This window comes from Streptomyces sp. Q2 (assembly GCF_056820935.1).
This window is the reverse complement of record NZ_JBXEJE010000011.1, coordinates 120,422-142,487: the sequence shown is the minus strand read 5'-3', so window position 1 is coordinate 142,487 and position 22,066 is coordinate 120,422. Positions and strand designations below refer to the sequence as shown.

Annotated in this window: 25 protein-coding genes and 4 tRNA genes; 22 read left to right on the top strand and 7 right to left on the bottom strand. The window is 69.2% G+C overall.

Annotated elements, in window-relative coordinates; translation table 11 throughout:
- Nucleotides 1-64 precede the first annotated feature (64 nt).
- The 3 genes from htpX to ACWBNA_RS14385 are packed head-to-tail and all read left to right on the top strand — an operon-like array spanning nt 65 to nt 2,490.
- On the top strand, nt 65-928 hold the full coding sequence (gene htpX / locus ACWBNA_RS14395; protein WP_482704713.1) for a zinc metalloprotease HtpX: 864 nt from the start codon (nt 65-67) through the stop codon (nt 926-928).
- Nucleotides 925-1,317 carry a YccF domain-containing protein gene (locus ACWBNA_RS14390; RefSeq protein ID WP_482704712.1) on the top strand — a complete coding sequence of 131 codons (393 nt, stop codon included), beginning with the start codon at nt 925-927 and terminating at the stop codon, nt 1,315-1,317. The genes htpX and ACWBNA_RS14390 overlap by 4 nt, the downstream gene beginning before the upstream one ends.
- Before the next feature lie 15 nt (nt 1,318-1,332).
- The gene (locus tag ACWBNA_RS14385) at nt 1,333-2,490 is read left to right on the top strand and encodes a barstar family protein (protein WP_482704711.1); all 1,158 of its coding nucleotides are present in this window, start codon (nt 1,333-1,335) and stop codon (nt 2,488-2,490) included.
- Between the two features lie 258 nt (nt 2,491-2,748).
- On the opposite strand, the gene ACWBNA_RS14380 is transcribed toward ACWBNA_RS14385, so the two are convergent.
- Nucleotides 2,749-3,999 carry an APC family permease gene (locus ACWBNA_RS14380; protein ID WP_482704710.1) on the bottom strand — a complete coding sequence of 417 codons (1,251 nt, stop codon included), beginning with the start codon at nt 3,997-3,999 and terminating at the stop codon, nt 2,749-2,751.
- Between the two features lie 176 nt (nt 4,000-4,175).
- On the opposite strand from ACWBNA_RS14380, the gene ACWBNA_RS14375 reads away from it, so the two are divergent.
- Nucleotides 4,176-4,442 carry a GlsB/YeaQ/YmgE family stress response membrane protein gene (locus ACWBNA_RS14375; protein ID WP_482704709.1) on the top strand — a complete coding sequence of 89 codons (267 nt, stop codon included), beginning with the start codon at nt 4,176-4,178 and terminating at the stop codon, nt 4,440-4,442.
- A 107-nt stretch (nt 4,443-4,549) separates the two neighbouring features.
- Here ACWBNA_RS14375 and ACWBNA_RS14370 read toward each other — a convergent pair whose 3' ends face one another.
- Entirely contained in the window at nt 4,550-5,038 is a 489-nt protein-coding gene (locus tag ACWBNA_RS14370; protein WP_482704708.1) for a YajQ family cyclic di-GMP-binding protein, read from the bottom strand.
- A gap of 234 nt (nt 5,039-5,272) precedes the next feature.
- Between ACWBNA_RS14370 and ACWBNA_RS14365 the strand changes: the two genes are divergently transcribed.
- Together ACWBNA_RS14365 and ACWBNA_RS14360 are read left to right on the top strand one after the other, a co-directional pair.
- Nucleotides 5,273-5,354: transfer RNA gene (locus ACWBNA_RS14365), tRNA-Tyr, on the top strand.
- A 243-nt stretch (nt 5,355-5,597) separates the two neighbouring features.
- Nucleotides 5,598-5,810, top strand: a complete 213-nt coding sequence (locus ACWBNA_RS14360; protein WP_030043139.1) for a hypothetical protein — start codon at nt 5,598-5,600, stop codon at nt 5,808-5,810.
- 31 nt (nt 5,811-5,841) lie between these two features.
- Here the strand turns inward: ACWBNA_RS14360 and ACWBNA_RS14355 are convergent, their stop codons facing one another.
- The 3 genes from ACWBNA_RS14355 to ACWBNA_RS14345 form a co-directional block, all read right to left on the bottom strand.
- Nucleotides 5,842-6,129, bottom strand: a complete 288-nt coding sequence (locus ACWBNA_RS14355; protein ID WP_482704707.1) for a nuclear transport factor 2 family protein — start codon at nt 6,127-6,129, stop codon at nt 5,842-5,844.
- A gap of 129 nt (nt 6,130-6,258) precedes the next feature.
- Nucleotides 6,259-6,915, bottom strand: a complete 657-nt coding sequence (locus ACWBNA_RS14350) for an NAD(P)H-binding protein (RefSeq protein WP_482704706.1) — start codon at nt 6,913-6,915, stop codon at nt 6,259-6,261.
- A 96-nt stretch (nt 6,916-7,011) separates the two neighbouring features.
- Entirely contained in the window at nt 7,012-8,319 is a 1,308-nt protein-coding gene (locus tag ACWBNA_RS14345) for an amidohydrolase family protein (protein ID WP_482704705.1), read from the bottom strand.
- A 264-nt stretch (nt 8,320-8,583) separates the two neighbouring features.
- On the opposite strand from ACWBNA_RS14345, the gene ACWBNA_RS14340 reads away from it, so the two are divergent.
- From ACWBNA_RS14340 to ACWBNA_RS14305, 8 genes are all read left to right on the top strand, one after another.
- A tRNA-Thr gene (locus tag ACWBNA_RS14340) sits at nt 8,584-8,656 on the top strand.
- A 46-nt stretch (nt 8,657-8,702) separates the two neighbouring features.
- Nucleotides 8,703-8,775 (top strand) — tRNA-Met (locus ACWBNA_RS14335).
- A 96-nt stretch (nt 8,776-8,871) separates the two neighbouring features.
- Nucleotides 8,872-9,036: a 50S ribosomal protein L33 gene (rpmG, locus tag ACWBNA_RS14330; RefSeq protein WP_003948671.1), complete on the top strand. Its 165-nt coding sequence runs from the start codon at nt 8,872-8,874 to the stop codon at nt 9,034-9,036.
- 86 nt (nt 9,037-9,122) lie between these two features.
- Nucleotides 9,123-9,575 carry an FAS1-like dehydratase domain-containing protein gene (locus tag ACWBNA_RS14325; RefSeq protein ID WP_482704704.1) on the top strand — a complete coding sequence of 151 codons (453 nt, stop codon included), beginning with the start codon at nt 9,123-9,125 and terminating at the stop codon, nt 9,573-9,575.
- Between the two features lie 4 nt (nt 9,576-9,579).
- Complete coding sequence (locus ACWBNA_RS14320) at nt 9,580-10,008, top strand: MaoC family dehydratase (protein ID WP_482704703.1); 429 nt, start codon at nt 9,580-9,582, stop codon at nt 10,006-10,008.
- A gap of 135 nt (nt 10,009-10,143) precedes the next feature.
- Nucleotides 10,144-10,713, top strand: coding sequence for a TetR/AcrR family transcriptional regulator (locus tag ACWBNA_RS14315; RefSeq protein WP_482704702.1), 570 nt, complete (start codon nt 10,144-10,146; stop codon nt 10,711-10,713).
- Between the two features lie 94 nt (nt 10,714-10,807).
- Nucleotides 10,808-12,250 carry an MFS transporter gene (locus tag ACWBNA_RS14310; protein WP_482704701.1) on the top strand — a complete coding sequence of 481 codons (1,443 nt, stop codon included), beginning with the start codon at nt 10,808-10,810 and terminating at the stop codon, nt 12,248-12,250.
- A 490-nt stretch (nt 12,251-12,740) separates the two neighbouring features.
- Entirely contained in the window at nt 12,741-13,796 is a 1,056-nt protein-coding gene (locus ACWBNA_RS14305) for a UDP-N-acetylmuramate dehydrogenase (protein WP_482704700.1), read from the top strand.
- Nucleotides 13,797-13,805: 9 nt separating this feature from the next.
- Here ACWBNA_RS14305 and ACWBNA_RS14300 read toward each other — a convergent pair whose 3' ends face one another.
- Nucleotides 13,806-14,837 carry an adenosine deaminase gene (locus ACWBNA_RS14300; RefSeq protein WP_482704699.1) on the bottom strand — a complete coding sequence of 344 codons (1,032 nt, stop codon included), beginning with the start codon at nt 14,835-14,837 and terminating at the stop codon, nt 13,806-13,808.
- 204 nt (nt 14,838-15,041) lie between these two features.
- Nucleotides 15,042-16,268 carry a pyridoxal phosphate-dependent aminotransferase gene (locus ACWBNA_RS14295; protein ID WP_482704698.1) on the bottom strand — a complete coding sequence of 409 codons (1,227 nt, stop codon included), beginning with the start codon at nt 16,266-16,268 and terminating at the stop codon, nt 15,042-15,044.
- A 286-nt stretch (nt 16,269-16,554) separates the two neighbouring features.
- Here ACWBNA_RS14295 and ACWBNA_RS14290 point away from each other — a divergent pair.
- The 8 genes from ACWBNA_RS14290 (at nt 16,555) to rplL (ending at nt 21,732) form a co-directional block, all read left to right on the top strand.
- Nucleotides 16,555-16,627: transfer RNA gene (locus ACWBNA_RS14290), tRNA-Trp, on the top strand.
- A gap of 108 nt (nt 16,628-16,735) precedes the next feature.
- Nucleotides 16,736-17,023, top strand: a complete 288-nt coding sequence (gene secE, locus ACWBNA_RS14285; protein WP_482704697.1) for a preprotein translocase subunit SecE — start codon at nt 16,736-16,738, stop codon at nt 17,021-17,023.
- Between the two features lie 77 nt (nt 17,024-17,100).
- A complete protein-coding gene (gene nusG, locus ACWBNA_RS14280; RefSeq protein ID WP_482704696.1) occupies nt 17,101-17,988 on the top strand; it encodes a transcription termination/antitermination protein NusG in 888 nt (295 codons plus the stop codon).
- A 182-nt stretch (nt 17,989-18,170) separates the two neighbouring features.
- Nucleotides 18,171-18,605 (top strand): 50S ribosomal protein L11, encoded by a 435-nt coding sequence (gene rplK, locus ACWBNA_RS14275; RefSeq protein ID WP_020135826.1) that lies wholly within the window; start codon nt 18,171-18,173, stop codon nt 18,603-18,605.
- A gap of 76 nt (nt 18,606-18,681) precedes the next feature.
- On the top strand, nt 18,682-19,407 hold the full coding sequence (gene rplA, locus ACWBNA_RS14270; RefSeq protein ID WP_266435148.1) for a 50S ribosomal protein L1: 726 nt from the start codon (nt 18,682-18,684) through the stop codon (nt 19,405-19,407).
- 128 nt (nt 19,408-19,535) lie between these two features.
- Entirely contained in the window at nt 19,536-20,393 is an 858-nt protein-coding gene (locus ACWBNA_RS14265) for an SCO4651 family lipoprotein (protein ID WP_482704695.1), read from the top strand.
- 298 nt (nt 20,394-20,691) lie between these two features.
- Nucleotides 20,692-21,222: a 50S ribosomal protein L10 gene (rplJ, locus tag ACWBNA_RS14260; RefSeq protein WP_030039746.1), complete on the top strand. Its 531-nt coding sequence runs from the start codon at nt 20,692-20,694 to the stop codon at nt 21,220-21,222.
- Nucleotides 21,223-21,348: 126 nt separating this feature from the next.
- Nucleotides 21,349-21,732: a 50S ribosomal protein L7/L12 gene (gene rplL / locus ACWBNA_RS14255; protein ID WP_389096399.1), complete on the top strand. Its 384-nt coding sequence runs from the start codon at nt 21,349-21,351 to the stop codon at nt 21,730-21,732.
- The last annotated feature ends 334 nt before the right edge of the window (nt 21,733-22,066 follow it).

The window sequence follows — 22,066 nt, the reverse complement described above, 5'->3', positions numbered from 1 at the left end:
AAAGCTCAGTGAGTGAGATCAGCAAGCAAAGGGTTCCCCTGCTGCACGACTTGGAGGGCGTACCGTGCACCGCCGGCACAACGGGCTCAGGACCGCAGTACTCCTCGGGGGACTGTCCGCACTCATCATCGTCATCGGCAGTTTCTTCGGCCGAATGGGGCTCGTCGTAGCGGTCGTGATCGCCCTGGGGACCAACGCTTACGCGTACTGGAACAGCGACAAGCTGGCTCTACGCGCGATGCGTGCCCGCCCTGTCAGCGAGTTCGAGGCCCCCGGCCTCTACCGCATGGTCCGCGACCTCTCCACCCAGGCCCGCCAGCCCATGCCCCGGCTCTACATCTCCCCGACGGAGGCGCCCAACGCCTTCGCCACGGGCCGCAACCCGCGCAACGCCGCCGTGTGCTGCACGGAGGGCATCCTGCGCATCCTGGACGAGCGCGAGCTGCGCGGCGTCATCGGCCATGAACTCAGCCATGTCTACAACCGCGACATCCTGATCTCCTCGGTCGCCGGCGCCCTCGCCTCCGTGATCATGTTCCTGGTCAACTTCGCCTGGCTGATCCCGATCGGCCGCTCCAACGACGACGACGGCCCCGGCCTCCTCGGCATGCTGATGATCATGATTCTGGGCCCGCTCGCGGCCAGCCTCATCCAACTCGCCATCAGCCGCTCCCGGGAGTACGAGGCCGACGCGTCCGGCGCCCAGCTCACCGGCGACCCCCTCGCCCTCGCCAGCGCCCTGCGCAAGCTCGAACTGGGCACTAAACAGCTCCCCTTGCCTCCTGAGCCCCGGATCGAGACCGCGAGCCACATGATGATCGCGAACCCCTTCCGTCCAGGTCAGGGACTCTCCAAGATGTTCTCGACACACCCGCCGATGGCAGAACGCATCGCCCGGCTCGAGAAGATGGCAGGTCACCCCCAGTGAAAACCATCCTGAACGTCATATGGCTCGTCCTGAGCGGCTTCTGGCTGTTCCTCGCCTACCTGGCCGCGGGCCTGCTCCTGTGCATCACCATCATCGGCATCCCCTTCGGTGTAGCGGCCTTCCGCATCGGCGTCTACGCCCTCTGGCCCTTCGGCTACACCACCATCGAGCGCCGCGACGCGGGCGCCCCCTCCTGCGTCGGCAACGTGCTGTGGCTGGTCCTCGCCGGCTGGTGGCTGGCCATCGGCCACATCGTCACCGGCATAGCCCTGTGCGTCACGATCATCGGCATTCCGTTCGGCATCGCCAACTTCAAGCTGATCCCGGTCTCGCTGTTCCCGCTGGGCCGCGAAATCGTGCCGTCGGACCAGCCGTTCGCGACCCGCTGACAGGCGGACCCGGGGGTGGGGGAGCCGAAGTACCTCCTGCTGGCGTACGACCGACAGGCCGAGTTCGAGGGCGAGGAGGGCAGCGAGGAGACGTGGGCCCTGTGCCAGGACGCCGACGACCTCTTCGCCGACCCCCCTCCTCCCCGGCGGGACGTGTACGAACTGCTGGGCTGCGCTCCCGAAGGCCGGCTGACCGCAGCCCTGCCACGCGTGCGTGCCGAGGGCTCGGCCCGGCTCGGCGACCTCACCCTGGAAATCCTCGACAGATCCGGCACCCCGGTCGGGGAGTGGTACCTCGAAGACGCCCACGTTCTCGACGTCCGCCCCTGCGCCCGTGACCTGACCCTGCGGGACATCACGATCGAGGCGCGAGAACCCGACGACAACCCGTACGCCTATCCCCACTGCCCGCCCTTGTCCCCGGGGTACCGCCTGACGGACGCGCAGGGTGAACCGTGGGGCAGCTGCCGTGACCTGGCCCGGGTGGGAGCAGTCGAGGACGAACCCCTGGAGCCCCCGCTGCGACTACTGGGCTGCTCGCCACGAGGAGCTCTGCGCGCCGCTCTGGACGCCGGCGAAGAGGACCTCGGTCAGGTGAGGGTCCTGCGTGTCGACTCGTCCGGCCGGCCCGTGCAGGCCGCCGCCGAGGGCGAACTGCGGGCCTGGATCCCGTCCGCCCGGGGGCCCGGCCTGGTCGACCTCACCCTCGACCCGTGGTCGGAGCGGCCTCCACTCGCGGCCCGTGAGGTGTGGGAGCTGTGGGGTGACGGGCGGCCGACGGAGCCCAACCGCTGGGCGCCCTGCGATGCCGACGGGCGCCGGCTCTGGCTCGACACGGCCAGGGAGAACCACGTACACGGCCGCCCGGACCGGCCCTCCGGCACCGCCCATCACCTCGACGGCCGCCACATCACCGACGTCCCCGGCTTCTTCTGCGCGGTGGGCGAGGCGGTGAACGGACCCGGTGGGTACTTCGGCTGGGGCCTCGACGCCCTGAACGACTGCCTCCGAGGCCGCTGGGGCGCCGCCCCGCCCGTCACCCTCGTCTGGCACGACGCCCACATCGCCCGCGCCTGCCTCGCAGCAGCCCCGCCCGCCGACCACCGCCCGCCGACCTTCGACGAGTTGCTCACGTTCCTGACCGAGAGGCGCGTCGAAGTCCGCCTCGCCTGACCGCTGGTACTCCACGGCGTGTCTCCACAGCCGCGTTTCCACGGCCGCGTCTCCAATCAGCCGGGTCTCACGGTCGGTTCTCCACAGCCGTGTCTCACGGCCGGTTCTCCGCGGCGAGGTTTTCCACAGGCCGGAGGTTGTCCACAGCCTCGCCCGCTTGTCAGCGAGGCCTTGCATGATGAACCCATGGCCGAGAGCCCCAGTCGCCGCACAGCTGGCCGACTGGGAGGGCCGTCACGCACTCCCGCCCCTCGGCCGCTACTGCCCGCGACCAGCCACCCGCCCACGCACGCCATACGCGACCGCCCCCACTGCCAGCACCCCTGCCCCCACCACTACCGACACCCCCGGCAGCGCGAACACCAGCACCAGGCACCCGAGCAGCCCCACCGCCGGCACCACTCGCGCCGCCGGAGCCGAACCGAGCGTCCAGGCCGACGCGTTGGCCACCGCGTAGTACGCCAGCACACCGAAGGAGGAGAACCCGATCGCGCCTCGTACGTCCACCGTGGCGGCCAGGACGGCGACCACCACGCCCACGGCCAGTTCGGCCCGGTGCGGTACCTGGAAGCGCGGATGCACGGCTGCCAGCGCGCCCGGCAGATGCCGGTCCCGCGCCATGGCCAGCGTGGTCCGTGAGACGCCCAGAATCAGGGCGAGCAGCGAACCCAGCGCGGCCACGGCGGCGCCCGCCCGCACCACCGGTACCAACCCCGGCGCACCGGCCGCCCGCACTGCATCGGCCAATGGCGCGGCAGCGTGCCCGAGACCACCCGCCCCCAGCACGGAAAGGACCGCCACCGCCACGCACGCGTACACCACCAGCGTCATGCCCAGGGCCAGCGGGATCGCGCGGGGAATCGTGCGTGCCGGATCCCGCACCTCCTCGCCGAGGGTCGCGATCCGCGCGTACCCCGCGAACGCGAAGAACAGCAGACCGGCCGCCTGAAGCACGCCGCCCACCCCGCCCGACGCCCCGACATCCAGCCGCCCGGCATCGGACGAACCGGATCCCAGACACACGACCACCACACAGGCGAGAACCGCCAGGACCACTGCCACGATCGCCCGGGTCAGCCAGGCCGACTTCTGGACCCCGCCGTAGTTCACCGCGGTCAGCGCCACCACGGCCGCGACCGCCACGGCGTGCGCCTGCGCCGGCCAGACGTAGGTCCCCACGGTGAGCGCCATCGCCGCACAGGAGGCCGTCTTCCCGACCACGAACGACCAGCCCGCGAGATATCCCCAGAACGGCCCGAGCCGTTCGCGCCCGTACACGTACGTACCGCCGGAGGCCGGATACAGGGCCGCCAACCGAGCGGAGGAGGTGGCATTGCAGTAGGCGACCACGGCGGCGACCGCCAGCCCGAGCAGCAGCCCGGACCCGGCCGCGCGCGCCGCGGGCCCCAGGGCCGCGAAGATGCCGGCGCCGATCATCGAGCCCAGCCCGATGACCACCGCGTCTCCCACCCCCAGGGTGCGCCGCAACTCGGCTCCGGAACGTGTCATGTGCCGCACCCTACTGATCGCTGCAACCGACGGGCTCAGCGGTGACGTCCTCTTCATCAACACGGCATGAAAACGTGCGCGACCAGCGCGCCCACGGCCCGCAAGCACAGCCTGCCGCGACGGAAGTCACAGCGCGAGGACAGTGCGGGCACAGAACGGAAGGGCAGGTTCAGGGCATGGGCATCATCAGCTGGATCATCCTCGGTCTCCTGGCCGGAGCCATCGCCAAGGTCCTGCTGCCGGGCCGCGACCCGGGCGGCTTCATCGGCACGACACTCATCGGCATCGCGGGCGCGTTCATCGGCGGCTGGATATCGGCCCGCTGGCTGGACCATCCGGTCGCCAAGGACTTCTACGACGGCGCGACCTGGGCGGCGGCGATCGGCGGCTCGCTCGTCCTCCTGGTCGCCTACCGCCTCCTGTTCGGCAACTCGCGAGACTGAGCGCGACGAAGCCCCCGGACCGCAGCTGGCAGGCGAGAAGGGTGGGCACCCCCGGGAAACCGCCGGGTGCCCCCCCTTCCTCGTACAGAGCAGTCCGCTCGTACCGCCTACCGGTAGTTCACGAACTGCAACGCGAACTCGAAGTCCTTGCCCTTCAGGAGGGCGATGATGGTCTGCAGGTCGTCGCGGCTCTTCGAGCTGACCCGCAGCTCGTCACCCTGCACCTGGGCCTTGACACCCTTCGGGCCCTCGTCACGGATGATCTTCGCCACCTTCTTCGCGTTCTCCTGGGAGATGCCCTCCTCGATCGACGCGAAGATCTTGTACTCCTTGCCGGAGAGCTGGGGCTCGCCCGCGTCTAGCGCCTTCAGCGAGATCCCGCGCTTGATCAGCTTGGACTGGAAGACGTCGAGGACAGCCTTCACCCGGTCCTCGGAGTTCGCCTCCATCAGGATCTTGTCACCGGACCACGAGATCGAGGCACCCACGCCCTTGAAGTCGTAGCGCTGCGAGATCTCCTTGGCGGCCTGGTTGAGGGCGTTGTCGACCTCCTGCCGCTCGACCTTCGAGACGATGTCGAAACTGGAGTCGGCCATGTCCTGTGGCTCCTTGTATCGAGGGTGCGTATCGGGGTGCGTACGTGCGTATCGGCGTACGTGGGGGCGGGCGCCGAGCCCGGTGTGGTCCCGGGCCGCATCCGCACAAGCCTAGCCACCCCCCGACCCCCGAGCGCAGATCAATCGGGTGGCGAAGCACCCCTCCCTATCGGGTATTGTTTACGTCGTTGCCACGGAGCACCGCCGAAAGCGGCTCGAAGGGCAGCAACCCCCGGCGGTGTGCCCGAGCGGCCAAAGGGAGCAGACTGTAAATCTGCCGGCTTCGCCTTCCCAGGTTCGAATCCTGGCGCCGCCACACGGGAACTAAGGGCCCGTGACCTGCTGAAACAGCAGGTCACGGGCCCTTAGTCATGTCCGCTGCCGGTCGGATCAACTGTCGCCCCTCGCTCGCCCCTCGCCGCCCACGACGCGTGCTCACGACGCATGACGCCAATCCCTCTGCATTGGCGGCACGGGGGCTCAATTGATTGACTTAAGCAAATGTGATCGATGTCCGGGTACGAATGGTGAGGAATTCGAGGCGGGGCACACTGATCCCATGTCCACCCGTCGCAGACACTGCCCCGAATGCCGTCGCGAGATCGCGGTCGTCGCCGGACGCTTCGCCCGGCACGACCCGCCCGGGGCACGCGAGAGCGGCGAGCTCGTCTCGTGCCCGGGATCTCGGCGACAGGCGGAACTCGGAGCCGCGCAGCCCACGTTGGACGGGTACGCGGTCCCGGTCTTCCCCGGGCAACTGCCTCTGTTCTAGGCGTTCTGGGGGCCTACGGGTCCTACCGGCCCTACAGGTCCTCGGTGTTCGAGTGACGGCCAACGGGCTGAGGGCCGGGAAGCACGTCCATCCGCGTTGACAACCCGTCCCCACCGAACCGGTACACGTGCTCGACCGTCCCGGCCCAGTGCTCACCACCCGCTTCCCGCATACCGAGCCGCACGGTGGCCGCCACCGCCTCGCCGTCCTCGTCGAGCCGCAGCCCCTCCAGCCGTACGAGGGGATGCCCGGCCGCGAACTGCCGTGCCCAGTAGGCGCGTAGTGCCTCGCGGCCGTGGAGCCGGACCCCGTCCAGCACGTTCGGCCAATCCACATCCGGGGCCAGGCACCGGGCGAGGAAGGTCTCTCGCTCGTCGTCGAGAAGACCTCGTACATCTTCCGCAGCAGCGCCTCCCGCGCCGCCGGGACCCCCGCGGTGGGGCCACCTTCAGTTTCCCGCCACCGACTTCACCGCCACCGACACCGGCGAGGACCCGCTGATCAGCTCCAGGACCAGCCCGGCCGTCGCCCGCGTGTCCACCAACTCCGCCAGTACGGCCGCCACGTCGTCCCGCGGCACCGCGCCCCGGCCGGTGTGCGCCTCCAGCCGTACAAGCCCGTTACCGGCGTCGTCCGTCAGTGAACCGGGGCGCAGGATCGTCCAGTCGAGGGCGTCCAGGCCGCTCACGTACGCGTCCGCCGCGCCCTTGGCGCGCAGGTAGACGTCGAAGACCTCGTCGCCCTCGTGCGCCGGATCCGCGCCCATCGACGACACGACCACGAAACGCCGTACGCCCGCCCGGACCGCCGCGTCCGCGAACAACACTGCCGCGGCCTTGTCCACCGAGTCCTTGCGGGCCACCCCGCTGCCCGGGCCCGCGCCCGCCGCGAAGACCGCCGCGTCCGCGCCCTGCAGGTGCGCCGCGACCTCCTCGACCGAGGCCGACTCCAGATCCAGCAGGACCGGTTCGGCACCGGCCTCCCGCAGGTCGTCGCCTTGTTCGGCACGGCGGATGATCCCCGCGACCTCGTCTCCGCGCGCGGCGAGCAGCCGCTCCAGCCGCAACGCGATCTGACCATGACCACCAGCGATGACAATGCGCATGCTTCCGACCGTACGCCCGCACAGCCGCATCCGCCGCACGACTCCGGCCACACCCCAGGAGCGCCCCCACGGGCCACACGCGCCCCGCCCACCCTGCTACGACAACTCCCCGCGCCCCTGCCGAGGCAGCCCCAACTCCTCCGCGGCGGCCGTGTTGCAGTACTCCCGCACCGCGCTGGTCCGCGCCACCACGCGCCCCCGGTGCACCACGATCCGGCTGTACGCGAGCGAGAGCGCCCCCGCCAGCCGGTCACCGCGTACCGCGAGCAACTCGGCCGGAAATCCCGCCTCCACGCGTACCTCCGGCAGGCCCAGTACCGCCCGGGCCTGTCCGCTCACCGCGTCGTACGCCTCCTCGGGACGCAGACCGTACCGCGAGGCCAGCAGGTAGGCCGCCTCCAGCGGGTCGCCGCGTCCCACGGGGTTCGAGACGTCCCTCATGGCGCCGCTGCCGGCCGCCACCCGCACTCCGGCCTCCCGCAGCAGCCGTACCGGGGCCGTGCCCCGCCGTTCGACGCCCCCGCAGCCGCCCTGCGGCAGGCACACCACCGCCACGCCGGCCGCGGCGAGTTGATCGGCGGTCCGGGACGCCACCTCGGAGGGCAGCCGCTCCAGACCGCCGCACGGCGCGAGGGTCACCCCGGGGCGCAGTCCACCGGCCATGGCCGCGAGCCGGGACAGCCGGGCCGGGTCGGTGGCGTCGGTGTGCAGGTCGACGGGGCAGCCGTGTTCGGAGGCGACCTCCAGGACCGCCTGCACGTACCCCGTCGGATCAGGGTCGAGATCCGGACAACCGCCCACCACGGACGCGCCCATCTTCACGGCGTCCCGCAGCATCGCGAGCCCGTCCGCCCCGGCCACCCCGGTCAGCACCCTCGGCATCGCCACGGTCGTCAGCTCGGCGAGCCCGCGCAGCGCACGCCGTGCCTGGAGTACGGCGGTCAGCGCGCCGAGCCCCTGGACGTCCCCCACGCGCACGTGTGCCCGCAGCGCGGTCGCCCCGTGCCCGAGTTGCAGCAGGGCGGCCTCCGTGGCCCGGCGCTGGACGTCCTGGGTGTCGTACGAGACCGGTCCCTCGCCGTCGGCCGACAGGGAGGTGTCGCCGTGGGCGTGCGGCTCGGCCGGGGCCGGCAGCAGGAGATAGCCACCGAGGTCCACGCGCGCGCCACGCGCGCGTGGACCGCCCGCCGCGAGACTGCCGACCGTACCGACCGCCTCGATGCGTCCACCGCCCAGCCGTACGTCCACGGTCCGGCCGTCGGTGAGCCGCGCACCGCACAACAGGAGGTACGCCCCCTCGAACTGCCCGGCCTGCCCGGACGACGAACCCGACGAGGCACCTGATGACGAACCCGATGACGAACCCGACGACGAGTGGGGCGGCTGCGGCTGGCTGTCGGGCATCGCGCTCCAGGGGCTCGCGGGCTGCGGGGCTCGTGGACTGCGTAGTGGACGCCTGGCAAGAGGGGCGCAAGATCACGCAGAGTGAGTCGAGCCTAGGGTGACGACCTGCTCACAACGGGGAGGAGCGCAATAGTCGTACCGGTGTGGTCCGCCGTACCGGAGAGGCGCTCGAGACCCGTGGGAGAACCCCGGATCGGGGCTGGACGGGAGCCGCGAAACGGATTTGGGCGAACGGCGGCCTAGCGTGTAATGTCTTCATCGCTCGCCCCAATAGCTCAGTCGGCAGAGCGTCTCCATGGTAAGGAGAAGGTCTACGGTTCGATTCCGTATTGGGGCTCTGGTGTGAGAGGTTCCCGCCGCAAGGCGGGCTCCGATCGCATCACAGCGGTGTAGCTCAGTCGGTAGAGCAAGCGGCTCATAATCGCTGTGTCACCGGTTCAAGTCCGGTCACCGCTACTGACAGTAGCCGATTGCGGGGTCGGTCCTTCGATCGGCTACTCTTCTATGCGTTAATGCGTTCACCGTCCCATCCGTTCGTCAAGGAGCACTCCTGTGGCTGCCACCGACGTCCGCCCGAAGATCACGCTGGCCTGCGTGGAGTGCAAGGAGCGGAACTACATCACCAAGAAGAACCGGCGTAACAACCCGGACCGACTGGAGATGAAGAAGCACTGCCCGCGTTGCAACGCGCACACCGCGCACCGCGAAACGCGATAAATCAGGCTCGTACGTGAGGCCGCCCCCGCAGTCGGGGGGCGGCCTCACGTCGTTTCCGTTCAGCAGACATCAGGAGGTGCCGAGCCATGGCGCTCGACCAGTCCTTCGTGGGGCGGAGCTACCCGCCCACCGACCCCTATGAAGTGGGCCGGGAGAAGATCCGTGAGTTCGCGGAGGCAGTGGGGGACGCCAACCCGGCGTACACGGACCCGGAGGCCGCCAAAGCGCTCGGCCACCCCGAAGTGATCGCCCCTCCGACCTTCGTCTTCTCGATCACCTTCAAGGCGGCCGGACAGGTCGTCCAGGACCCGCAGCTCGGCCTGGACTACAGCCGGGTGGTGCACGGCGACCAGAAGTTCGCCTACGTCCGTCCGGTGCGCGCCGGTGACCGGCTCACGGTCACCTCGACCATCGAGGCGATCAAGTCCATGGCGGGCAACGACATCCTGGACATCCGCGGCGAGGTCCACGACGAGGCCGGCGAGCACGTCGTGACCGCCTGGACCAAGCTCGTGGCCCGTGCCGCCGAGGAGGCGTGAGCAGATGACCGCCACCGTCGCTTACAGCGACGTCGAGGTCGGCACCGAGCTGCCGGCCCAGACCTTCTCCGTGACCCGCGCCACCCTCGTGCAGTACGCGGGTGCCTCCGGGGACTTCAACCCGATCCACTGGAACGAGAAGTTCGCCAAGGAGGTCGGGCTGCCGGACGTCATCGCGCACGGCATGTTCACCATGGCCGAGGCGATCCGCGTGGTCACCGACTGGGCCGGTGACCCGGGCTCGGTCGTCGAGTACGGCGTCCGCTTCACCAAGCCCGTCGTCGTCCCGAACGACGACCAGGGCGCCACCATCGAGGTCAGCGGCAAGGTCGCCGCCAAGCTCGACGACAACACGGTCCGGGTGGACCTCGTCGCGACCAGCGGCGGCCAGAAGGTGCTGGGGATGTCGCGGGCGGTCGTACGACTGGCCTGAAGCCCGTGCAGTGCTTGTGTCGTGTGTGAGGAAGGGGCGTTCCCCATGGTGGGGCGCCCCTTACCCATGGGCAGTGTCGACCTCAGTCCGCGAGGCCCCTTGACCTAGTTAGTGATTGAGTACTAACTTACTCGCATGGTCAGGATGAGCGCAGAAGAGAGGCGCGAGAGCGTCATCCGCGCGGCGACGGAGGAGTTCGCCCGTGGCGGGTACCACGGCACTTCGACCGAAGCGATCGCCAAGCGTGTCGGTGTCTCGCAGCCGTACCTCTTCCGGCTCTTCCCGGGCAAGAAGGCCATCTTCCTCGCGGCGGCCGAGCGGTGCGTGGAGGACACCATCAGCACCTTCGCGGAGGCCGCCGAGGGGCTCGAGGGCGAAGAGGCCCTGCACGCCATGGCGAACGCGTACACCAAGGTCATCGCGGAGCGGCCCGAGATGCTGATGATGCAGATGCAGATGTACGGCGCCGTGGCCGCCGCCGAGGAGGCCGGTGACCACGAGTTCGGCGAGACGGTGCGGGCCGGCTGGATGCGACTGTGGGACACCGTCCATCTGCCCCTCGGCGCCGACATCGACGAGACGACGACCTTCCTGGCGTACGGAATGCTCGTCAACTGCCTGGTGGCCATGGGTTTCCCTCCCGAACACCGGGTCTGGGAAGGGCTCTACCCGTCGGCGCGGATCAAGGGCCGGCTGGAGAAGTAGCAAGGACCGAAGAAGGGCATCGAGGGCCCTTCACGCACGTGAAAGTTAGTCATCAATAACTAACTGATCTTGTCGATCACTCTCTGGGGGAGAGATGTCACAGCAGACCGCACGTCGTGGAGGGGCCGTCTGGGCCCTCGTCATCACCAGCGTCGCCGGATTCATGGCGGCCCTGGACAACCTCGTCGTCACCACAGCCCTGCCCTCCATCCGGAAGGACCTCGGGGGAGGGCTGGACGACCTGGAATGGACCGTGAGCGCCTACACGCTCACCTTCGCCGTCTTCCTGATGTTCGGCGCGGCGCTCGGCGACCGCTTCGGCCGCCGCCGGCTCTTCATCATCGGCACCGGCGTCTTCACCGCGGCATCCGCCGCCGCGGCCATGGCGCCCGGCATCGACTCCCTCATAGCCGCCCGCGCGGTCCAAGGCGTAGGCGCGGCGATCATGATGCCGTTGACCCTCACCCTCCTTACGGCAGCCGTGCCCGCCGCCAAGCGCGGAATGGCGTACGGCATCTGGGGCGCCGTCAACGGCCTCGCCGTGGCCTCCGGTCCGCTCATCGGCGGGAGCCTCACCGAGCACATCTCCTGGCAGTGGATTTTCTGGCTGAACGTGCCGCTGGGCATCGCCCTCCTGCCGCTCGCCCGCCTCCGCCTCGCCGAGTCCCGCGGCGCCGGCGCCCGGCTCGACATCCCCGGCACCCTGCTCGCCAGCGGCGGCCTGTTCGGGATCGTCTACGGCCTGGTCCGCAGTCCCGTCGACGGCTGGGCCAGCCCTCTCGTCCTGACCGGGCTGTTCACCGGGACCGCCCTGCTCACCGGCTTCGTCCTCTACAGCATCCGCGCCAAGCACCCCATGCTTCCGATGCGGCTGTTCCGCTCCCGCGCCTTCTCCGGGATCAACGCCGCGAGCCTTCTGATGTTCCTCGGGATGTTCGGCTCGATCTTCTTGCTCAGCCAGTACATGCAGGGCGTGCTCGGCTACTCGCCCACCGAGGCCGGCCTGCGCATGCTGCCCTGGACCGGCATGCCGATGCTCGTCGCCCCGATCGCCGGCATCCTCTCCGACCGCATCGGCGGCCGCCCGGTCGTCGCCACAGGCCTCTTCCTCCAGGCCACCGGCCTCGCCTGGATGGCCTCCGTGGTCACCTCGGACGCCTCCTACGCGATCCAGCTGCCCGGCCTGATCATCAGCGGCATCGGCATGGCCCTGTACTTCGCCCCCGCAGCCAACCTGGTGATGTCCAGCGTCCGCGTCCACGAACAGGGCATCGCCTCGGGTGCCAACAACGCCCTGCGCGAGGTCGGGGGCGCGCTCGGCATCGCCGTCATGGCGTCGATCTTCTCGGCGCAGGGTGGTTACGAGAGCGGGCAGGCCTTTGTGGACGGGCTGCGGCCGGCGCTGGTGACGGGGGCGGCGGTCGTGGCGGTCGCCGGGGTCGCGGCACTGCTCATCCCCGGACGGCGGCGCGCGGCCCGGCTCGCGAAGCCGGCACCGACCGAGCCGACGCCGGTCCTGGAGACCACCGGTTCCTGAACCGGATGGCGGCGCCGGCGCCGGGCAACGGGCAACGGGGTAACCCCGGTTTCCCAGGCCCCCGGCGCCGACGTGGGCGTCTGCTGGGGGCTCCGCCCCCAGAGCCGGGCCTATGCCCACCCACCGCCCGACCCGGTAGGTCGAGGGGCGGGCCTCGCCCCGGGGGCTCCGCCCCCGGACCCCCGGGCCCATGCCCACCCACCGCCCGACTCGGTCGGCCGAAGGGTGGGCCTCGCCGTGGGGGCCGCGGCCCCCGGAGGGCGTGTGAGAGTCCGGCACCGCGAGGTGTGCGTTCCCGCAGCCGCGTACGGCGGCAAGGGGCCGTGTCGGGGGGTGTCCGCCCGCAGCGGTTGGCGCGTCAACGCCGGCACCTCTCCAAGGAACCGATTCCGCGCCGTTCCGAGGACGGACACCCCCCGACACGGCCCCGACCCCCATCCCCCCGCACGCACCACCGAAGCTGTCAGTCCCGTCTCGTAGTCTTGGCCGCGTGCAGGAACTCCACGACGCCCCCCTCGCCCCGCTGACCACCTTCCGGCTCGGCGGCCCCGCGACCCGCCTGGTCACCGCGACGACCGACGCCGAGGTGATCGCGGCCGTCCGCGAGGCCGACGACAGCGGCACGCCCCTGCTGCTCATCGGCGGCGGATCGAACCTGGTCATCGGTGACAAGGGCTTCGCGGGCACCGCCCTCGTCATCGCCACCAAGGGCTTCGCCCTCGACGGCACCAGCCTGGAGCTGGCCGCCGGCGAGGTGTGGACCGACGCCGTCGCCCGCACCGTGGAGGCCGGACTCGCCGGCATCGAGTGCCTGGCCGGCATCCCCGGCTCCGCCGGCGCGACCCCCATCCAGAACGTCGGGGCGTACGGCCAGGAGGTCTCCTCGACGATCACCGAGGTGACCGCCTACGACCGGATCACGGGCGAGACGGTCACGATCCCGAACGCCGACTGCGCCTTCTCGTACCGCCACAGCCGCTTCAAGGCCACCCCCGAGCGATACGTCGTCCTGCGCGTCCGCTTCGAGCTGGAGGACGCGGACGGGCTGTCGGCTCCGCTCAAGTACGCCGAGACCGCCCGCGCCCTGGGCGTGGAACCCGGCGACCGCGTGCCGCTCGCCGACGCCCGCGAGACGGTACTGAAGCTGCGCTCCGGCAAGGGCATGGTCCTGGACCCCGAGGACCACGACACCTGGTCGGCCGGCTCCTTCTTCACCAACCCGATCCTCACCGAGGAGGAGTTCGCGGCCTTCCACGCGCGCGTGCGCGACCGGCTGGGCGAGGGCGTGGAGCCCCCGGCGTACCCGGCGGGGGAGGGCCGTACCAAGACCTCCGCCGCCTGGCTGATCGACAAGGCCGGCTTCACCAAGGGCTACGGCACCGGCCCCGCCCGTATCTCCACCAAGCACACCCTCGCCCTCACCAACCGCGGCGCGGCGACCACCGAGGACCTCCTAGCGCTGGCCCGCGAGGTGGTCACCGGCGTCCGTGACGCGTTCGGGGTGACACTGGTCAACGAGCCGGTGACGGTCGGCGTCAGTCTGTAAGGACGACCCTCAAGCCGCCAGCCAGTCGTCCACCCCGGCCAGCAGTTTCGCCTTCGTGTCCTCGGGCGCGGCCGAGCCACGAATCGACTGTCGGGCGAGCTCCGCCAGCTCCAGGTCCGTGAAGGCATGGTGCTGGCGGGCGATCTCGTACTGGGCGGCCAGACGAGAGCCGAAGAGCAGCGGATCGTCGGCGCCCAGCGCCATCGGCACGCCCGCCTCGAACAAGGTCCGCAGTGGCACGTCCTCGGGCTTCTCGTAGACGCCGAGGGCGACGTTCGAGGCCGGACACACCTCACACGTCACGCCCCGCTCCGCGAGCCGCTTCATCAGACGCGGATCCTCCGCCGCCCGGACCCCGTGGCCGAGCCGGTTCGCGTGCAGGTCGTCGAGACAGTCCCGCACCGAGTACGGCCCCGTCAGCTCACCCCCGTGCGGCGCCGACAGCAGACCGCCCTCCCGCGCGATCGCGAAGGCACGGTCGAAGTCCCTCGCCAGACCGCGGCGTTCGTCGTTGGACAACCCGAAGCCGACCACGCCACGATCCGCGTACCGCACCGCCAGGCGGGCCAGCGTGCGCGCGTCCAGCGGGTGCTTCATACGATTCGCGGCGACCAGGACCCGCATGCCCAGCCCGGTCTCCCGCGAGGTCGTCTCCACCGCGTCCAGGATGACCTCGAGGGCCGGGATCAGTCCCCCCAACCTCGGGGCGTACGACGTCGGGTCCACCTGGATCTCCAGCCAGCCCGAGCCGTCCTTCACATCCTCCTCCGCGGCTTCCCGCACCAGCCGCTGGATGTCCTCGGGCTCTCTGAGGCACGAGCGCGCCGCGTCGTACAGGCGCTGGAAACGGAACCAGCCCCGTTCGTCCGTCGCCCGCAGCTTCGGCGGCTCCCCGCTGGTCAGGGCTTCGCTGAGCGCCTCGGGCAGGCGCACGCCGTACTTGTCGGCCAGTTCCAGCACGGTGCCGGGCCGCATCGAACCGGTGAAGTGCAGGTGCAGATGGGCTTTCGGCAGCTCAGAGACATCACGTACACGCTCCATCCCAGGATCCTGCCGTACGTCCCCGCCGTCCCGGTAGCGCTTTCCCCTTTAGTGGTCTTGCTCGCACAAACAAACAGGGCGGGCAGCCCCGGAAAACCCGGAGGTGCCCGCCCTACGACGCGACTCAGCGAGTCAGTGCCTCGATGACCGAGTGACTCAGTGACCGAGTGACTCAGTGACTGAGTGACTGAGTGACTGAGTGACTCAGTCCCGAGCCTCGGCCAGCAGCTTCTGGATCCGCGAGACACCCTCGACGAGGTCCTCGTCCCCGAGGGCGTACGACAGCCGCAGATAGCCCGGCGTGCCGAAGGCCTCGCCCGGGACGACCGCGACCTCGGCCTCCTCAAGGATCAGCGCGGCCAGCTCGACCGTGTCCTGCGGGCGCTTGCCGCGGATCTCCCTGCCGAGCAGGCCCTTCACCGAGGGGTACGCGTAGAAGGCGCCCTCGGGCTCGGGGCAGACGACGCCGTCGATCTCGTTGAGCATCCGCACGATCGTCTTGCGCCGGCGGTCGAAGGCCTCCCGCATCGTCGCGACGGCGTCCAGTCCACCCGACACGGCGGCCAGGGCCGCGACCTGCGCCACGTTCGACACGTTCGACGTGGCGTGCGACTGGAGGTTCGTCGCCGCCTTCACGACGTCCTTCGGGCCGATGATCCAGCCGACCCGCCAGCCCGTCATGGCGTACGTCTTGGCGACACCGTTGACGACGACGCACTTGTCCCGCAGCTCCGGCAGGATCGCGGGCAGGGAGGTGAACGTCGCGTCGCCGTAGACCAGGTGCTCGTAGATCTCGTCCGTCATCACCCACAGGCCGTGCTCGACGGCCCAGCGGCCGATCGCCTCGGCGTCCTCGGCGCTGTAGACCGCGCCGGTCGGGTTGGAGGGGGAGACGAAGAGGACGACCTTCGTCTTCTCGGTGCGGGCCGCCTCCAGCTGCTCCACGCTGACGCGGTAACCGGTCGTCTCGTCCGCGACGACGTCGACCGGCACACCGCCGGCCAGCCGGATCGACTCCGGGTACGTCGTCCAGTACGGCGCCGGGACGATGACCTCGTCGCCCGGGTCGAGGATCGCGGCGAAGGCTTCGTAGATGGCCTGCTTTCCGCCATTGGTGACGAGGATCTGCGCCGGGTCGACCTCGTAGTTCGAGTCGCGCAGCGTCTTCGCGGCGATCGCGGCCTTCAGCTCGGGAAGACCACCGGCCGGCGTGTAGCGGTGGTACTTGGGGTTCTTGCAGGCCTCGACGGCCGCCTCGACGATGTAGTCCGGGGTCGGGAAGTCGGGCTCACCGGCGCCGAAGCCGATCACCGGCCGACCGGCCGCCTTCAGGGCCTTGGCCTTGGCGTCCACGGCGAGGGTGGCGGACTCGGAGATCGCGCCGACTCGGGCGGAGACCCGGCGCTCGGTGGGAGGGGTTGCAGGGCTCATGGGGCCCATCGTTTCAGACCGGAAACGACCCCGGCACGCGGGTTTCACAGACTGAACATGTGCGGGCAAACCCCAGGACACCCATCCGGATCCCCGCCACGGCCAGGGCGATCTTCAGTCGATCTTCCGCCGTTCTTCCGTCGGCAGGGCCTTTACGGGCGCTTTCTGTTCGACGACGAGGCACAGAACACGTACACTCTCACCTCGTTGGCCATCAGCGGCCTGCGCTCAATCGGTGCACACCAAGCACTCGGTCGGATGCGGTACGTTGTTGGGGAACACACAAAGGGTCGTAGCTCAATTGGTAGAGCACTGGTCTCCAAAACCAGCGGTTGGGGGTTCAAGTCCCTCCGGCCCTGCTACACACTCCTTCGCCAGGATGTGTGCGCATGTACGTACAGCAATGCATCGCCGTGCGGCTCAGACCGGGCGCGGCACGGCCACGACCCGGAATCAGGTGAGGACGAGTGACGGACGCCGTGGGCTCCATCGACATGCCTGATGCCCAGGACGAGGCGCCGGAGTCCCAGAAGAAGACTCGTAAGGGCGGAAAGCGTGCCAAGAAGGGCCCGCTGAAGCGCCTCGCTCTCTTCTACCGCCAGATTGTCGCTGAGCTTCGCAAGGTCGTGTGGCCGACGCGTAACCAGCTGACGACGTACACGACCGTCGTGATCGTCTTCGTCGTCATCATGATCGGCTTGGTCACCGTGATTGACTATGGGCTCGACCACGCCGCCAAGTACGTCTTTGGCTGAGCCAAGAGCGAAGGGCGCCGTCACCGGCGCCCCTTTCGCGTGTTCCACCCCCATGTATCCAGGAAGAAGCAGCCACCGTGTCTGACCCGAACCTGAACGAGGCCGTCGAGCCGGACCAGTCCGTGGATGACGAACTCGACATCGTCGAGGGCGCGGACGAGGCGGACGAGTTCGAGGCTGCGGAAGCCGAGCTGGGTGAGCCCGCCGAGGAAGCCGCCGTAAACGTCGAGGACGAGGACGAGACCGCCGAAGCTGCCGAGTCGGCTGAGGACGAGTCCGCTGAGTCCGACGAGGACGAGGCCGTCGCGGAAGAGGAAGAGGACGTCGAGGAGGAGCCGGCCGAGCCGGTCGACCCCGTCGCCGCCCTGCGCGAGGAACTGCGCACCCTCCCCGGCGAGTGGTACGTCATCCACACCTACGCCGGTTACGAGAACCGCGTGAAGACCAACCTCGAGCAGCGTGCCGTCTCGCTGAACGTCGAGGACTTCATCTTCCAGGCCGAGGTGCCGCAGGAAGAGGTCGCGCAGATCAAGAACGGCGAGCGCAAGACCGTCCGTCAGAACAAGCTCCCCGGCTACGTCCTGGTGCGCATGGACCTGACGAACGAGTCCTGGGGCGTCGTCCGCAACACCCCAGGCGTCACCGGCTTCGTGGGCAACGCCTACGACCCGTACCCGCTGACCCTGGACGAGATCGTCAAGATGCTCGCCCCGGAGGCCGAGGAGAAGGCCGCCCGCGAGGCCGCCGAGGCCGAGGGCAAGCCCGCTCCGCAGCGCAAGGTCGAGGTCCAGGTGCTGGACTTCGAGGTCGGCGACTCGGTCACCGTCACCGACGGCCCGTTCGCCACGCTGCAGGCGACCATCAACGAGATCAACCCCGACTCGAAGAAGGTCAAGGGTCTCGTCGAGATCTTCGGCCGCGAGACACCGGTCGAGCTGTCGTTCGACCAGATCCAGAAGAACTAGCTTCTCCAGCTGGTTCTCCCTGGACCCACCGCGTCCGAGCAGGTCAGAGGGGCTGTCGAAAGCCCTTCTGACCTGCTCGGTTTTTGGCCGCGCATCTATACCCGTTATCGTTGTGCGGTATGCCTTCATCTGGGACGCGACCCGGGTGGAGGTAGACCCGAATCGAAAGGACCCGGAGAGCTATGCCTCCCAAGAAGAAGAAGGTCACGGGGCTCATCAAGCTCCAGATCCAGGCCGGTGCCGCCAACCCGGCTCCGCCGGTCGGCCCCGCGCTGGGTCAGCACGGCGTCAACATCATGGAGTTCTGCAAGGCGTACAACGCCGCGACCGAGTCGCAGCGTGGCTGGGTGATCCCGGTGGAGATCACGGTCTACGAGGACCGTTCCTTCACCTTCATCACCAAGACGCCGCCGGCCGCCAAGATGATCCTCAAGGCCGCGGGCATCGAGAAGGGCTCCGGCGAGCCGCACAAGACCAAGGTCGCCAAGATCACCCAGGCGCAGGTCCGCGAGATCGCCACGACCAAGCTTCCCGACCTCAACGCCAACGACCTGGACGCCGCCGCGAAGATCATCGCCGGTACCGCGCGTTCCATGGGCGTCACGGTCGAGGGCTGAGCCCCAATCTCCCAGTAGTAGTGGCAGGGCCTGCTCGGCCCGCACCACGACTCCTCAAGAACACTCAGGAGCAGTAGTGAGCAAGCGCAGCAAGTCTCTCCGCGCTGCGGACGCCAAGATCGACCGGGACAAGTTCTACGCCCCGCTCGAGGCCGTCCGTCTCGCCAAGGAGACCTCCACCAGCAAGTTCGACGGCACCGTCGAGGTCGCCTTCCGTCTGGGTGTCGACCCGCGCAAGGCCGACCAGATGGTCCGTGGCACCGTGAACCTCCCGCACGGCACCGGTAAGACCGCCCGGGTCCTGGTCTTCGCGACCGGTGACCGTGCCGAGGCCGCTCGTGCCGCGGGCGCCGACATCGTCGGCGCCGACGAGCTCATCGACGAGGTGTCGAAGGGCCGTCTGGACTTCGACGCCGTCGTCGCCACCCCGGACCTCATGGGCAAGGTCGGCCGCCTGGGCCGTGTCCTCGGCCCGCGTGGTCTGATGCCGAACCCGAAGACCGGCACCGTGACTCCTGACGTCGTCAAGGCCGTCAACGAGATCAAGGGCGGCAAGATCGAGTTCCGCGTCGACAAGCACTCGAACCTGCACTTCATCATCGGCAAGGCGTCCTTCGACGACACCCAGCTGGTGGAGAACTACGGCGCGGCCCTGGACGAGATCCTTCGTCTGAAGCCGTCCGCCGCCAAGGGCCGCTACATCAAGAAGGCCGCGATCAGCACCACGATCGGCCCCGGCATTCCGGTCGACCCGAACCGCACCCGCAACCTCCTCGTCGAGGAGGACCCGGCTGCTGTCTGATCAGGCCGAGCCTGCCGGATCGCCCAGTCGGCGACGGGCCCCGCACCTCACGGTGCGGGGCCCGTTCCTGTGTCCGGGGGTCGTGCCCTGGGTTAGCGTGCGGACACGGCAATGGCACGGGGGAACGTATGAAGTGCACGAAGGGGCGCCGCGTCGCCCTCGCGGTCGCGTCGGCGACCGCGCTGACCGCGGTGACCGCCTGTACTTCCTCCGAGCCTCCCGCGAAGCCCGAGGAGGACCGTCGGGCGACCGCCGAGTTCCTCCCGGCCCTTCGCTCCGCCGAGCGGTCCACCGACCGTGCGGAGTCGGCCAGGGTGCGCTCGACGACCGTCATGGGCAGCCAGCTGTCCATCGAGGCCGACGGCGCCCTCCACTGGGGCCGTGCTCTCACCGGCATCCTCACCATCACGTACACCGGCGGGACGACGGCCGAGACGATGCGCGGTCTCGGCATCACGTCGATGGAGGCCCGCTATCTGTCCGACGCCTACTACGCGCGGATGAGCGACGCCTTCGCCGAGAAGGCCGACGGCAAGCACTGGCTCAAGTACGTGTACGAGGATCTCGAGGCTCTCGGCGGCGGTGGCGTGAACTTCGCGGACCAGATGCGCAACACCACGCCGAACCAGTCGGTGAAGCTGCTCCTGCACTCCGGGGACGTGCGCAGAGTCGGTGTGGAGATGGTGGGCGGGCAGGCCGCCACGCACTACTCCGGCACGGTCCAGGTGAGCGACGTCGCCGACGCGGAGCTGAGAGAGCAGCTCGAAGGGGCCGGCGTCACCACGCAGACCGTCGACATCTGGGTCGACGACCGGGACCTGCTGGTCAAGAAGGTCGAGAAGGGCCGGATGGCCACCGGCGAGCTGACCCAGACCGCGTACTACAGCGACTACGGCGCCCGGGTCTCCGTACAGAGGCCTCCGGCCGACGACACCAAGGACTTCAGGGAACTGCTGGGGACACAGGGCGGCAGCCCGGCCCCGTGAGTTCCTCGAGCCGAGCCCCGTACGACCGGATTTGCTCGACGGCGATCCGGTCGCGTACTCTCCTGAGGAAGCCAAAGACCGCTGGTCGTTGCCGTGTGCTCGTAAGAGGGTGCGGTGGCCGAAGGATCCGCTGAACTGCGGACGACCCGCGTAGGTGAATGTGGATGTGCTCCCGGAGATCGCTGCTCACGCTGCGAATGTCCGGTAGAGCTACGCCCCGTGCGCCTGCGCCGGGGCGTTTCGTTTGTCCCAGCCCCTTCTGAGCGGTCCTCATCACCCGGAAGGAGGCCGACGCTCTATGGCAAGGCCCGACAAGGCTGCCGCGGTGGCCGAGCTCGCGGAGCAGTTCCGCAGCTCGAACGCTGCCGTGCTGACCGAGTACCGGGGTCTCACCGTGGCGCAGCTCAAGACGCTGCGTCGTTCGCTCGGTGAGAACGCCCAGTACGCCGTGGTGAAGAACACGCTGACCAAGATTGCGGCCAACGAGGCCGGGATCTCGACGCTCGACGACCTGTTCAACGGTCCGACGGCAGTTGCCTTCGTCACCGGTGACCCGGTGGAGTCGGCGAAGGGTCTTCGTGACTTCGCCAAGGACAACCCGAACCTCGTCATCAAGGGCGGTGTCCTTGACGGCAAGGCGCTGTCCGCCGACGAGATCAAGAAGCTTGCGGACCTCGAGTCCCGCGAGGTTCTGCTCTCCAAGCTGGCGGGTGCCTTCAAGGGCAAGCAGACTCAGGCTGCTCAGGTCTTCCAGGCGCTCCCGTCGAAGCTCGTCCGCACCGTGGACGCTCTTCGCGCCAAGCAGGACGAGCAGGGCGGTGCCGAGTAATTCGGCTCGCGCAGTGACCGCCGCCTGAGGCAGCCCGTCTGAAGCGGTGGTCGTAGCGGGCCGAACGTACGCCCGCCAGACATGTACATCACGGCACCAGCCGAAAAAGTGGAAGGATCGCCCATCATGGCGAAGCTCAGCCAGGAAGACCTGCTCGCGCAGTTCGAGGAGATGACCCTCATCGAGCTCTCCGAGTTCGTGAAGGCGTTCGAGGAGAAGTTCGACGTCACCGCCGCCGCCGCGGTCGCCGTCGCCGGTCCGGCCGGTCCGGCCGCCGCCGCCGAGGCTGTCGAGGAGCAGGACGAGTTCGACGTCATCCTCACCGGCGCCGGCGAGAAGAAGATCCAGGTCATCAAGGTCGTGCGTGAGCTGACCTCCCTGGGCCTGAAGGAGGCCAAGGACCTCGTGGACGGCGCTCCGAAGCCCGTCCTCGAGAAGGTCGCCAAGGAGGCCGCCGAGAAGGCTGCCGAGTCCCTCAAGGGCGCCGGCGCCTCCGTCGAGGTCAAGTGACCCCAGAGAGTCCACGGGACTCTCCTGCCGGCTGACACAGTTCCTCTGGAAGGGCTGTAACGCTGACGCACCGAAGAGCGATCATCCATCCGGGTGGTCGCTCTTCGGCGTTCGAGGTGCCGGGCGGCGGCTGCCTTGCACCGAGGTTCGTGCGGAGTATGGTGATCTTCGTCGTGTCTCCGGGCGCCCCCGGTGCAGGCTGCACGTGACGAGCGCAGCACCCGGTTCGGGCAAGGAGGGCCTTGACGAACCGCACGCAGCGCGCAATTCTCAGGACGCGTCGTCACAAGGATCCGAATCCGAGGCATGGATCGGCGACGAAGAGGGCAGTATC